Annotated in this window: 12 protein-coding genes; 8 read left to right on the forward strand and 4 right to left on the reverse strand. The window is 59.5% G+C overall.

What is annotated here, in order from left to right:
- Positions 1–126: 126 nt before the first annotated feature.
- The 3 genes from KGA82_RS16635 to KGA82_RS16645 all read left to right on the forward strand — a co-directional run bounded on the left by KGA82_RS16635 (position 127) and on the right by KGA82_RS16645 (position 4,481).
- Entirely contained in the window at positions 127–1,143 is a 1,017-nt protein-coding gene (locus KGA82_RS16635; RefSeq protein WP_223451320.1) for a class I SAM-dependent rRNA methyltransferase, read from the forward strand.
- Between the two features lie 93 nt (positions 1,144–1,236).
- Positions 1,237–4,185, forward strand: coding sequence for a DUF748 domain-containing protein (locus KGA82_RS16640; protein WP_223451322.1), 2,949 nt, complete (start codon positions 1,237–1,239; stop codon positions 4,183–4,185).
- Complete coding sequence (locus KGA82_RS16645) at positions 4,185–4,481, forward strand: DUF2845 domain-containing protein (RefSeq protein ID WP_008033199.1); 297 nt, start codon at positions 4,185–4,187, stop codon at positions 4,479–4,481. The genes KGA82_RS16640 and KGA82_RS16645 overlap by 1 nt, the downstream gene beginning before the upstream one ends.
- Positions 4,482–4,750: 269 nt before the next feature.
- On the opposite strand, the gene KGA82_RS16650 is transcribed toward KGA82_RS16645, so the two are convergent.
- The gene (locus tag KGA82_RS16650; RefSeq protein ID WP_008042835.1) at positions 4,751–5,104 is read right to left on the reverse strand and encodes a BON domain-containing protein; all 354 of its coding nucleotides are present in this window, start codon (positions 5,102–5,104) and stop codon (positions 4,751–4,753) included.
- Positions 5,105–5,432: 328 nt separating this feature from the next.
- A complete protein-coding gene (locus KGA82_RS16655) occupies positions 5,433–5,849 on the reverse strand; it encodes a pilin (protein ID WP_008033203.1) in 417 nt (138 codons plus the stop codon).
- Positions 5,850–6,074: 225 nt separating this feature from the next.
- Between KGA82_RS16655 and pilB the strand changes: the two genes are divergently transcribed.
- Genes pilB through yacG form a run of 5 tightly spaced genes read left to right on the forward strand, consistent with a single transcriptional unit; the run spans position 6,075 to position 10,686 of the window.
- Positions 6,075–7,775, forward strand: a complete 1,701-nt coding sequence (pilB, locus tag KGA82_RS16660; RefSeq protein ID WP_223451324.1) for a type IV-A pilus assembly ATPase PilB — start codon at positions 6,075–6,077, stop codon at positions 7,773–7,775.
- Between the two features lie 2 nt (positions 7,776–7,777).
- A complete protein-coding gene (locus KGA82_RS16665) occupies positions 7,778–8,995 on the forward strand; it encodes a type II secretion system F family protein (protein WP_223414095.1) in 1,218 nt (405 codons plus the stop codon).
- A gap of 1 nt (position 8,996) precedes the next feature.
- On the forward strand, positions 8,997–9,869 hold the full coding sequence (locus KGA82_RS16670; RefSeq protein WP_223451326.1) for a prepilin peptidase: 873 nt from the start codon (positions 8,997–8,999) through the stop codon (positions 9,867–9,869).
- Positions 9,866–10,489 carry a dephospho-CoA kinase gene (gene coaE / locus KGA82_RS16675; RefSeq protein ID WP_008033209.1) on the forward strand — a complete coding sequence of 208 codons (624 nt, stop codon included), beginning with the start codon at positions 9,866–9,868 and terminating at the stop codon, positions 10,487–10,489. The genes KGA82_RS16670 and coaE overlap by 4 nt, the downstream gene beginning before the upstream one ends.
- Positions 10,486–10,686: a DNA gyrase inhibitor YacG gene (gene yacG, locus KGA82_RS16680; RefSeq protein WP_008033210.1), complete on the forward strand. Its 201-nt coding sequence runs from the start codon at positions 10,486–10,488 to the stop codon at positions 10,684–10,686. The genes coaE and yacG overlap by 4 nt, the downstream gene beginning before the upstream one ends.
- 8 nt (positions 10,687–10,694) lie before the next feature.
- Here yacG and KGA82_RS16685 read toward each other — a convergent pair whose 3' ends face one another.
- Both KGA82_RS16685 and KGA82_RS16690 read right to left on the reverse strand, forming a co-directional pair.
- Positions 10,695–10,910, reverse strand: a complete 216-nt coding sequence (locus KGA82_RS16685; protein WP_008033212.1) for a hypothetical protein — start codon at positions 10,908–10,910, stop codon at positions 10,695–10,697.
- Positions 10,911–10,974: 64 nt separating this feature from the next.
- A complete protein-coding gene (locus KGA82_RS16690; RefSeq protein ID WP_192227990.1) occupies positions 10,975–11,664 on the reverse strand; it encodes an energy-coupling factor ABC transporter permease in 690 nt (229 codons plus the stop codon).
- Positions 11,665–12,048 lie beyond the last annotated feature (384 nt).

Here is a 12,048-nt window from a genome sequence, read left to right on the forward strand (position 1 = left end):
AAGAATACACTGCGGTTAGTCTGACGCACCGCGTTATCGTTCTTCGCGGGCAAGCCTCGCTCCTACAGGTTCCGCTCAAGCTGTTAAACTCCCGCGCCAAATTCCCTCCCCTGCAAGGCGCCCAGCATGTCTTCCTTGAATCAGGCGCTGTGCGCCGCCCTCGAACATCGCCAGGACCTGCTTGCCGAACTGCATCAGCAAGGCACCGATTGCTATCGCCTGTTCCACGGCAGCCAGGAAGGCGCCGGCGGCCTGACCATCGACCGCTACGGCCCACAGTTGTTGGTGCAGAGCTTTCATCAGGCGCTGGAGCGCGACGCCCTGCTGCAAGTGCATGAAACGATCAACCAACATCTGGGCCTCGATACCCTGCTGGTCTACAACGACCGCTCCCGGGGCAACTCGCGCATAGACCGTGAAGACACGGTCTACCGTGCCGACGAAGCCGCCCTGCAAGACTTGGTCGGTCACGAATGGGGCCTGAATTACCGGGTTCGCGGCCGCCACGCCGGCCAGGATCCGCTGCTGTTTCTCGACCTGCGCAACACCCGTGGCTGGGTCAAGGATCACAGCAAGCACAAAAGCGTGCTGAACCTGTTTGCCTACACCTGCGGCGTCGGCCTGAGCGCTGCGGCCGGTGGCGCGAGCGAGGTGTGCAACCTGGACTTCGCCGAGGGCAACCTGGCGGTCGGCCGCGAAAACGGTCTGCTCAATCCACAGTTGCCGACCATGCAATTCATCCAGTCCGATTATTTCCCGGCCATTCGCCAACTCGCCGGCCTGCCCATCAGCCAGCGTCGCGGGCAGAAACTGCCGAGCTATCAACGCCTGGAACAACGTCAATACGATCTGGTTTTGCTGGACCCACCGGCCTGGGCCAAGAGCGCTTTCGGCACCGTCGACCTGCTGCGCGACTACCAGAGCCTGCTCAAGCCCGCGCTGCTGACCACCGCCGACAATGGCGTGCTGATCTGCTGCAACAACCTGGCAAAAGTCAGCATGGACGACTGGCGCGAACAGGTTTTGCGCTGCGCCGAGAAGGCCGGCCGCCCGGTGCGCGAGTGGACGGTGATGAAACCGGGCGCCGATTTCCCGTCCATGGATCAACAACCGCCGCTGAAAACACTGATCCTGCAGCTCTGAATCACGTGAGATAAATCTGAAAAATCCTGAGCTGAGCGATTACTTCGGAACCGGATTGGCGTGCCATACTCCAAGGCACTCCGATTCAGACAGATGAAGCCGCACATGCCCAAAGGATTGATCCGCGCTATCGGCGCCTTGTTGACTGCTCTGGCCCTCTACAGCCTGCTGGGGTTTCTGATTTTACCGGGCATCGCATTGCGGGTGGCCAACCAGCAACTGGCCAACTACGCGACGACGCCCGCCACGATTCAGCGAATCGAACTCAACCCGTTCAGCCTTGAAGTCACCCTGTGGGGCCTGATCATCGGCGAACCGGGCAAGGAACAGGTCGGTTTCGAACGGCTTTACGCCAACCTGCAGATCGACAGCCTCTGGACCAAGGCGCTGCACCTGTCCGATATCGAACTGGACAAGCCGAAGACCGAAATCCTTTTCGGCAAGGACGGCAAACTCAACTTGCTTGGTCTGTTCAAACTGCCGGCGAGCGAGCCGACGCCGGCCGACCCGGACGCCAAACCGTTTCCGTTGCGCGTAGAGCGGATCAAACTGGTCGGCGGTGCCGTGCACTTCAAGGATGACCGTCCCAGCGAAGCCATCGAGTTCCTCTACGACAAACTCGATTTCGAGCTGAACAACCTCAGCACTCTGCCCGATGACAATGCCGACATGACCCTTGTGGCCATCGGCCCGAACGGTGGGCAGATCGACTGGACCGGTAACTTCAGCCTCATCCCGATCGCCTCCGAAGGTAAGCTGAAAATCACCGACGGGCAGATGAAAACCTTTTGGCCCTATGTGCGTGACGCGCTGCCGCTGGTGCTGGAAAACGGCGTGCTGAACCTGAGCACCGACTACAAACTCAACCTGTCCAAGGAAACCGAGCTGCTGCTGAACAACGTCGCAGTGAGCGTGGCGCCCTTCGCCATCAAGGCTCCGGACGGGCGGCCACTGGCGAAACTCGAACGCCTGGACGTAACTGAAACCACGGTCGACCTGGCCAAGCAGCAAGTTGTCGTCGGCAAGATCCGCAGCAACAAACTGGAAACCTGGGCGGCACTGGAAGCCGACGGGCAACTCGACTGGCAGAAGCTGTTCGCCAGCCAACCGTCCAAGGCCGCCGCCAAGGCCAAAGCCGAACCGGCCAGCACGCCAGCGGCCGCCGACTCGCCAAAGCCAGAACCGACGCCGCCGAGCAAACCTTGGCAAGTGCTGTTGAAAGATGTGCAGTTGCGCAATTACCAGGTGCACCTGGCTGACCGCAAAACGCAACCCGCCGTGACGCTGGATTTGAACCCGCTGAACCTGGACCTGCAGAATTTCGACAGCCTCAATGGCTCGCCTTTTACCCTCAAGCTCGACACCGGCGTGGGCAAGCAAGGCAAGATCACCGCCGAGGGCGAGGTCAATCTCGCTCCCGTCAGCGCCAAATTGAACGTGCAGACCAAGGACATCGACCTGCGGGTCGCCCAGTCCTACATCAATCCGTTCATTCGCCTTGAACTGCGCAGCGGTATGCTCGGCAGCGATCTGGCGGTCAACCTGAAAAGCACCGAGCCGTTGGCGCTCAGCGTCACAGGACGGGCGCAGATCGATCAGCTGCACACCCTCGACACCCTGAAAACCCGCGACTTTCTCAAGTGGCAGCAGGTGGTGGTCGAAGGCCTGAATTATCAGCACGGCGACAGCCTGTCCATCGACAAGGTCAACCTGTTCCAGCCCTACGTGCGCTTCATGATCAACGATGACCGCACCACCAACATCGATGACCTGCTGATCCCGCAACCGCCCGATTCCGGCGCCAAAACCGCTGCGGCCAAACCCGTCAGCAAGGACAAGCCGCTGGGTATCCACATTGGCGGCATTGCCATCAATGACGGTTCGGCCAACTTCGCCGACTTCAGCCTGACCCCGAACTTCGCCACCGCCGTGCAACAGCTCAACGGCCAGATTGGCACCATCGACAGCCGTCAGGCGAAACCGGCGACCGTCGACATCAAGGGCAAGGTCGATCGTTACGCGCCGGTGACCATCAAAGGTTCGGTCAACCCGTTCGACCCGATGGCCAGCCTCGACATCGCCACCAGTTTCAAACGGGTGGAACTGACCACGCTGACGCCCTACTCCGGCAAGTTCGCCGGCTACCGTATCCGCAAGGGCCGACTCAACCTCGACCTGCATTACCTGATTACCAAAGGCCAGCTCAAGGCTGAAAACAAAGTGGTGGTCGAGCAATTGCAACTGGGTGAAAAGGTCGACAGCCCCGACGCTGTCAGCCTGCCGCTGAAACTGGCGATTGCCCTGCTCAAGGACGTCGACGGCAAGATTTCCATCGAGCTGCCAGTGAGCGGCGACCTCAACAATCCGCAGTTCAGCGTCATGCCGATTGTCTGGCAGACCCTGCGCAACCTGATCGTCAAAGCCGCCGCCGCACCGTTCAAAATGATTGGCGGGCTGGTCAGTGGTGGTTCGGAAGACCTGGGAACGGTGTCGTTCGCGCCGGGCTCGAGCGATCTGAGCAAGGACGCCGAGGGTTCGCTGGTCAAACTGTCCAATGCGCTCAAGGAACGCCCGGCCCTGCGCCTGGAGATCGAAGGCACCGCTGCCGCCAGCAGCGATGGCCCGCTGATCGCCGAGCAACGCCTGGAACGGGAATACCAGTACAACTACTACAAAATGCTCCAGCGTCGCGGCGACAAGGTGCCGGCGCAGGCCTCGTTGCTGCAAGTACCGGACGGCGAGAAAGGCCCGCTGCTGGAAGGCATCTACCGCACCCGCCTGAAAACCCAGCCACCCGCCGAATGGAAGGACTTGGGCAAGGAAGAACGCACCGCCAAAATGCGCGCAGACGTGATCAAGTTCTGGAGCACCAGCGACGTGCTCTTGCGTCAGCTGGGCCAGGATCGCGCCAGCAGCATCAAGGATTATCTGGTCGACAAGGGGCAGTTGGCCGATGACCGCGTGTACTTCATCGATGCCAGCCTCGGCGAAGCAGAAAGTGACGGTCGGGTAGTAACGCCGTTGCACCTGGATGCCGAGTGATGATCAGTCGGTTGCTGATCAGCCTGACACTGGCAATGGCTGCCAGTCAGGCCTCGGCCGCCGATACCCTGCGCTGCGGCAGTCAGTTGGTCAGCGTCGGCGACCGGTCCAGCGAAGTCCTGCAGAAGTGTGGAGAGCCGGTCAGTCGAGACCTGTTGGGCTACAAGCGCAGCGCCAACCGTCGGGAAGAATTCCAGGTCGAGGAATGGACCTACGGGCCCAACGGCGGGATGTATCAATACCTGCGGTTTGAAGGCAATCGCTTGAAGCAGATCACCAGCAAACGCGGTAACTGAATACACCCTATAACCCATGTGGGAGCGAGCCTGCTCGCGATAGCGGTGTAACAGTCAGCAAAGATGTTGAATGTTATGGCCTCATCGCGAGCAGGCTCGCTCCCACATGGGTTTTGTGGTGGCCCAGAATAGAACAGGCCCCGGACACGAATGTCAGGGGCCTGTAATGGCCACTTCCTTGTGGCCGTCGCATGAACTCTCAAGTTGCGGCAGACGCATGACTCGGCTCGTCTACCGCGTCTTCTCCCGTTCAGGCGAGAAGTCTTGCCTTACTCGGCTTTCAGGCCGTCAGCGGAGACCGCCTGGACGCCTTTGATTTTCTTGGCGATGGCCACGGCGGTGGCTTTCTGAGCGTCAGTCACCGCGACGGTGGACGACAGGGATACAACACCTTTGTTGGTTTCGACTTTGATATCGGTACCAGGAATGCCTTTTTCGGTCACCAGGTCAGCTTTGACTTTGGTGGTGATCCAGGTATCGGAAGTGGCTTCTTTAGCCTTGGTCACTTCACCGGCAGCCAGCACCATTGGGGCTTGGGTAGCCTGGGTTTGAGCGAATGCAACGTTGGCCATGGTCAGGGTCAGCGCGGTAGCAGTAGCGGCAGCGATAGCGAACTTCTTCATACGAGTAACTCCTGTTTTTTCATAAAGTCTGCTGCGTGTCTTGTCAGCAGGGTTACTGGGTATAGTGCGAACGCTGTGCCAACTTTGAAACAGTTACTAACCCCTTATAAATCAACAACTTAAAAAATCGACTGATTTTCGGAATCATGCAAATTGCATGACTTCGACATTCTCTACATGCAAGTTGCAGGTTTTAACGTGGGCCTAAGGCCATGAATTTGTGAGGTTTTCCAAATCTCACCAAGAAGCGCAGCGAGCTTGGAGTTTTCCCCCCAAAAAAATGCCCCATCCGACGATGGGGCATTCTTCTATCTAGCCGTTTTCAGCATTAAGTTGCCGAGGCTGTGCAACCAGGCGGTGCGTAATCGGCAGTCACGCCGGTCGCGCATGACCAGCCTGCAGTGGCGCTGCGAGTCAGCGTGATGGTTTTACCTGCCACAGGGGCCGGTGCTTTCTGCAGGGTGCAGACAATGGTGCCAGCGCCTGAGGCAACCGTGCCGGTGACAGCAATTGCACAGTTCTGCGTCGTTGTGCCGGCGCCCGTCAGTGTGGTGGGTTCTGCAGTGCCGGCATTCATCAGGTCTTCAAACGAAACCTTCAATGCTGAAATTTCCGCCAACCCCGCCGTCACTTTCGCCCGAGCCTGATACTTCGAATAAGCCGGCAACGCAAACGTCGCCAGAATCCCGATGATCGCCACCACGATCAACAATTCGATAAGCGTAAAACCTTTCTGAGCACTCATAGACAAGCTCCATGCATGAGTCGAAATCTCATGATCTGAACCAGTCTCAGCACAGCCCATGCCAAGCCCGTTGCCCCCTGTTAGCGGGGCGCGAGAACGACGCAAGGCCTTGTCCTGCCCTCAGGATCCGCACTATCTGACACTTTTTGTCACCAGAGCAGCGCTGGTTTGGCGCCATCGGTTGACTAGGCTATAAGTCATGAACTGTCTGCGTCCGGTATCCCCATGAATGACATCGCCCTTAGCGGTCTGGCCAAGCAATTGGTGCTTGCCGAGCTGCTCACCGACCAAAGCGCGCAACAGGCGTATCAGCAAGCCCAACGTCATAAAATCTCCCTGGTCAGTTATCTGGTGCAGAACAAACTGGTGAAAAGCCGCCAGGTCGCCGAGATCGCCTCGGAGCATTTCGGCATGGCGCTGCTCGACCTCAATTGCCTGGACAAGGAAACCCAACCCAAGGGTCTGGTCAGCGAAAAACTGGTTCGCCAGCACCACGCCCTGCCACTCTGGCGGCGTGGCAACAAGTTGTTCGTGGGGGTTTCCGACCCCACCAATCACCAGGCCATCAACGACATCCAGTTCAGCACCGGGCTGAACACCGAAGCCATCCTGGTGGAGGACGACAAGCTCAGCGATGCCATCGAGAAGTTCTTCGACAGCCATGCCAGCGGACTGGAAGACATGGCCGACGTCGACCTCGATGGCATGGACATCGAGTCGGTCGATGACCACCAACAGGACGCCATCGCCGGACAGGATGCCGACGACGCGCCGGTGGTGCGCTTCGTTCACAAGATGCTGCTGGACGCGATCAGGAGTGGCTCTTCCGATCTGCATTTCGAGCCCTACGAAAAAACCTACCGCGTGCGGATGCGCACCGATGGCATGCTGCGTGAAGTCGCCAAGCCGCCGATTCAACTGGCCAACCGCATCGCCGCCCGCCTGAAAGTCATGGCCAGCCTCGACATCTCCGAGCGGCGCAAACCCCAGGACGGGCGGATCAAGATGCGCCTGTCGAAGAGCAAGTCCATCGACTTCCGGGTCAACACCCTGCCGACCCTGTGGGGCGAGAAAGTGGTGATCCGGATCCTCGACCCATCCAGCGCGCAAATGGGCATCGACGCCCTCGGCTACGAGCCGGACCAGAAAGACCTCTACATGGCCGCGCTGAAGCAGCCGCAAGGGATGATTCTGGTGACCGGCCCCACGGGGTCGGGCAAGACCGTGTCGCTCTACACCGGCCTGAACATTCTCAACACCGTGGACATCAACATCTCCACCGCCGAAGACCCGGTCGAGATCAACATGGAAGGCATCAACCAGGTCAACGTCAACGCCAAGCAGGGACTGGGTTTTGCCCAGGCGTTGCGCTCCTTCTTGCGGCAGGACCCGGACGTGATCATGGTCGGCGAGATCCGCGACCTGGAAACCGCCGAAATTGCCATCAAGGCCGCCCAGACCGGGCATCTGGTGCTGTCGACCCTGCACACCAACAGCGCCGCGGAAACCCTGACCCGCCTGCACAACATGGGCATTCAGGGGTTCAACATCGCGACGTCCGTCAGCCTGATCATCGCCCAGCGCCTGGCGCGCAAACTGTGCAGCCAGTGCAAGAAGCCCATCGATATTCCCCGCGAGGCATTGATCAAGGAAGGCTTCCCAGAGGAACGGATTGGCACATTCACGATCTATGAGCCGGTCGGTTGCGATCAGTGCAACGGCGGCTACAAGGGGCGCGTGGGGATTTATGAAGTGGTGAAGAACACAGCAGGCCTGCAACGGCTGATCATGGCCGAAGGCAATTCGCTGGAAATCGATATCCAGATGCGCAAGGACGGCTTCAACGACCTGCGTACTTCCGGGCTGATCAAGGCCATGCAAGGCATCACCAGCCTTGAAGAAATCAACCGGGTCACCAAGGACTGAACATGGCGGTCAAAGCAGCGAAAATCAGTGTGTACGCCTGGGAAGGCACCGACAAAAAAGGTACGAAAATAACCGGCGAACTCAGCGCTCAGAACCCGGCGCTGATCAAGGCGCAACTGCGCAAGCAAGGCATCAACCCCGGCAAGGTGCGCAAGAAATCCGCCTCGCTTTTCAGCCTCGGCCAACGCATCAAGGCGAATGACATTGCCCTCTTCACCCGGCAGATGGCGACCATGATGAAAGCCGGCGTACCGCTGTTGCAATCGTTCGACATCATCGGCGAAGGCTTCGAAAACCCGGCCATGCGCAAACTGGTGGACGAGGTGAAACAGGAAGTCGCGGCGGGTAACAGCTTCGCGGCAGCCCTGCGCAAAAAGCCACAGTATTTTGATGAGCTCTACTGCAATCTGGTGGATGCCGGCGAACAGGCCGGCGCGCTGGACACCCTGTTGGAGCGGGTCGCGACCTACAAGGAAAAGAGCGAAAGCCTCAAGGCCAAGATCAAGAAAGCCATGACTTATCCGCTGGCGGTGGTGGTCGTCGCGATCATCGTCACCGGGATTCTGCTGGTCAAGGTGGTGCCGCAGTTCGAGTCGGTGTTCAAAGGCTTTGGTGCGCAACTGCCGGCGTTCACGGTGATGGTCATCGGCCTGTCGCAGTTCATGCAGGATTGGTGGTGGCTGATGCTTGGCGTGCTGATCGCGGCGATATTCGGTGTGCGCCACGCCTTCAAGACATCGCAAGGCTTTCGGGACCGGACAGACACCTGGCTGCTGAAACTGCCGTTGATTGGCGCGTTGATGTACAAGTCCGCCGTGGCCCGTTACGCCCGTACGCTGTCGACCACTTTCGCCGCGGGTGTGCCGCTGGTCGAGGCGCTGGAGTCAGTGGCGGGCGCGACCGGCAACATCGTGTTCAAGCGGGCGGTGCTGCGTATCAAGCAGGACGTTTCGACGGGGATGCAGCTGAATTTCTCCATGCGCACCGCCGGCGTCTTTCCGAACATGGCGATCCAGATGACGGCCATTGGCGAAGAGTCCGGCGCACTGGACGACATGCTCGACAAGGTCGCCAGTTTCTATGAGGCGGAAGTCGACAATATGGTCGACAATCTCACCAGCCTGATGGAGCCATTCATCATGGTGGTGCTGGGTGTTATCGTCGGCGGCCTGGTGGTTGCGATGTACCTGCCCATTTTCCAACTCGGCAATGCGATCTGACATGCCTTTGAACGAAATCCTGACCGTATACCCGTTGGCGTTTGTCGTCATTGCACTGCTGGTCGGCTTGCTGGTCGGCAGCTTCCTCAATGTGGTGATCTGGCGCCTGCCGAAAATGCTCGAGCGTGAGTGGCAATTGCAGGCCCGGGACATTCTCGGTTTGCCTGGCGAAACACCGCCGGCGACCTACAACCTGATGCTGCCCCACTCCCAGTGCCCGCATTGTGGGCACCGAATTCGCGCCTGGGAAAACATCCCGCTGCTAAGTTATGTGTTTTTACGTGGACGATGCTCAAGCTGCGCAGCGCCCATCAGTAAACGCTACCCGTTGACCGAACTGGCCTGCGGCCTGCTGTCGGCGTTCATTGCCTGGCACTTCGGTTTCGGCTGGCAAGCCGGGATGGTGCTGGTCCTGAGCTGGGGCCTGTTGGCCATGAGCCTGATCGACGCCGAGCATCAACTGTTGCCGGATGTGCTGGTGCTACCGCTGATGTGGCTGGGACTGGTCGTCAACAGCTTCGAATTGTTCGTGCCATTGCACGAGGCGCTGTGGGGCGCAATTGCGGGCTACATGGCGCTGTGGTCGGTGTTCTGGCTGTTCAAGCTGATCACCGGCAAGGAAGGCATCGGCCACGGTGATTTCAAGCTGTTGGCCATGCTGGGCGCCTGGGGCGGCTGGCAGATTTTACCGCTGACCATACTGTTGTCGTCCCTGGTGGGTGCGATTATCGGCATGATTTTGCTGAGGCTGCGCAATGCGAAAACCTCGACCCCGATCCCCTTCGGTCCCTATCTGGCGATTGCCGGCTGGATTGCATTGCTCTGGGGTGGTCAAATAACCGGCTTCTATTGGCAGTTTGTCGGTTTGAAATGAATACCCCTGTGGATAAACCCTGGATTCTCGGCCTGACCGGCGGCATCGGCAGCGGCAAAAGCGCGGCCGCCCAGCACTTCATCGACCTGGGCGTGCACGTGGTCGATGCCGATCATGCGGCGCGCTGGGTGGTGGAGCCGGGTCGCCCGGCGCTGGCACAGATCGCCGAACATTTTGGCCCCGGCGTGTTGCAAGCCGACGGGCAACTGGATCGCGCAGCGTTGCGCAAACTGATCTTCGAGGTGCCTGAGCAACGCCTCTGGCTCGAGGCGCTTTTGCATCCGCTGATCGCCAGGGAAATCGCCGATCACCTGGGCAAGGCACAATCGCCTTACGCGATTCTGGTTTCGCCGTTGCTGATCGAGTCCGGGCAGTACGCCATGACCCAGCGAGTGCTGGTGATCGATGCGCCCGAACAACTACAGATCGAACGCACCCTGCAGCGTGACCAGACCAGCGAACAACAGGTCCAGGCGATCCTCAAGGCGCAATCCAGTCGCCAGGATCGCGTGAGCCATGCCGACGATGTGGTGGTCAACGACCGCGACCTCGCCTGGCTGCACAGCGAGGTCGAACGCCTGCATCACTTTTACCTTACATTGCGTGGAGGCCAGTCATGAGCCAGATCCCAACCGTCGAATGCCCAACCTGCGGCGCCCCTGTGGAATGGACCCCGGAAAGCACATTCCGGCCATTCTGTTCGGACCGCTGCAAACTGATCGACCTGGGGGCGTGGGCATCGGAAGAGCACAAGATTCCAGTGGCACCCGATGCCGAGGACGAGTTGTTCAGTGGTGATTTCGACCCGCGTCACTAAGTGACGGTTCAGGGCCGCATGAAGCCGTAGTCCTGACCGTCATCGAGGTTCTCGGCGAGAAACTGCAACTCATCGGCCAGATCCTCGACACTGCGCACGGCCTTGCTCTGCTGCACCACCGCGCTGAGCAGGGCGCGCAGGCTCAACCCCGGATCAAACCCGACTTCCTGCGCTGCATCCAGACTGTGGCGCAACTCCTGCCTTGCCCATTCGTAGACACTCATTTTCGATGCTCCTGAAGGTTTTTCGGAGCATGGATTCGTCGACGTTTTTTGGATTTGATGTGGATCAAGATTTCGGATCGTCGTCCTTCCAGGGTGCCGAAAGATAGCGTGTGCGGTTGAAGGTCTCCAGCCATTCGGGGCTGAACACCACCAGTGCGCTGACGACCATGCCGTTGATGAAGGCTTCGGGAAAGATGATCAGCCACAGGTAACCGACAAAATCTTCCAGCCAGTAAGGCATGACGAATAGCTCGTTGAACCACAGCAGCCACAGGGCCAGCAGCAGGCACAGCAAGGCCGATAGCGCCGCTGCGAAGAAACCGGAAACGAAGATATACACGAAGGGATTACGCGGCTGCGCGCGCTCGACCAGGATTGCGCAGCACTCGGTGACCAGCACGGGCAGCAGAATCAACAAGGCGCCGTTCACGCCGACGGCGGCGAGGTCCTGGCGTCCGAGCATGACCAAGCCTGCTTGTGCGACCAGTCCGCCGACGATCGCCAGGGGCCAGTCCAGGAGCAGGGTTACGGCGGTCATGCCGATGAAGTGATAGGACACGCCGGTGTCGAAATCCCGGCGTACCAGCCACAGCATGAACAGCGCGAACACGGTGCCGAACAACAGATGCTGGCGGCGGCTGTCGCTGAACAGCTCGACCCACGGGGCACGTGCGATGGCCCAGATCAGGGCTGGAATGTAGATCAGCCAGCCGACGGTGAGGGTTTCGGGGGACAGCAGCTCGGCGCCGATCATGGCTGGGTGGGCTCCCTTGTCTTTGCCGGAATGGGGTGGGGTATCAGTTTACACCGGTGTTTGGTTGGACTTTGGTTGGCCGTTGGTTGGTGGGCATACCCGTTTTTGCGGTGATGGCGGCTATTGGTTTCGCCCTTACGGCGAGTCACTTGGAAGAGCCCCAAGTAACCAAGGGCTCTTGCCCCTTTCGTTCGGTGGCTCGCTAAGGCTCGCCATGCCCTCGCTCCGGTCCTGCTCCGTGGGCCCGCCGCCATCGGCCATCCATGGCCGGGGGCGGCTAACCCGGCATCCATGCCGGGTTGCCCACTGCGCAGAACCTCCACTCGGCCTCTCGAGGGGGCGCTCAGATCAAAAGCGGAAGGCGAGCTAACGCTCGGCCTGATG

Origin of the sequence: Pseudomonas sp. BF-RE-22 (assembly GCF_019956155.1) — a bacterium.
GTDB lineage: Bacteria > Pseudomonadota > Gammaproteobacteria > Pseudomonadales > Pseudomonadaceae > Aquipseudomonas > Aquipseudomonas migulae.

What these genes read in the sequence shown, in the direction of transcription:
- KGA82_RS16635 (WP_223451320.1), top strand. Translation starts at nt 127, where the DNA reads ATGTCTTCCTTGAATCAGGCGCTGTGCGCCGCCCTCGAACATCGCCAG.
- KGA82_RS16640 (WP_223451322.1), top strand. Translation starts at nt 1,237, where the DNA reads ATGAAGCCGCACATGCCCAAAGGATTGATCCGCGCTATCGGCGCCTTG.
- KGA82_RS16645 (WP_008033199.1), top strand. Translation starts at nt 4,185, where the DNA reads ATGATCAGTCGGTTGCTGATCAGCCTGACACTGGCAATGGCTGCCAGT.
- KGA82_RS16650 (WP_008042835.1), bottom strand. Translation starts at nt 5,104, where the DNA reads ATGAAGAAGTTCGCTATCGCTGCCGCTACTGCTACCGCGCTGACCCTG.
- KGA82_RS16655 (WP_008033203.1), bottom strand. Translation starts at nt 5,849, where the DNA reads ATGAGTGCTCAGAAAGGTTTTACGCTTATCGAATTGTTGATCGTGGTG.
- pilB (WP_223451324.1), top strand. Translation starts at nt 6,075, where the DNA reads ATGAATGACATCGCCCTTAGCGGTCTGGCCAAGCAATTGGTGCTTGCC.
- KGA82_RS16665 (WP_223414095.1), top strand. Translation starts at nt 7,778, where the DNA reads ATGGCGGTCAAAGCAGCGAAAATCAGTGTGTACGCCTGGGAAGGCACC.
- KGA82_RS16670 (WP_223451326.1), top strand. Translation starts at nt 8,997, where the DNA reads ATGCCTTTGAACGAAATCCTGACCGTATACCCGTTGGCGTTTGTCGTC.
- coaE (WP_008033209.1), top strand. Translation starts at nt 9,866, where the DNA reads ATGAATACCCCTGTGGATAAACCCTGGATTCTCGGCCTGACCGGCGGC.
- yacG (WP_008033210.1), top strand. Translation starts at nt 10,486, where the DNA reads ATGAGCCAGATCCCAACCGTCGAATGCCCAACCTGCGGCGCCCCTGTG.
- KGA82_RS16685 (WP_008033212.1), bottom strand. Translation starts at nt 10,910, where the DNA reads ATGAGTGTCTACGAATGGGCAAGGCAGGAGTTGCGCCACAGTCTGGAT.
- KGA82_RS16690 (WP_192227990.1), bottom strand. Translation starts at nt 11,664, where the DNA reads ATGATCGGCGCCGAGCTGCTGTCCCCCGAAACCCTCACCGTCGGCTGG.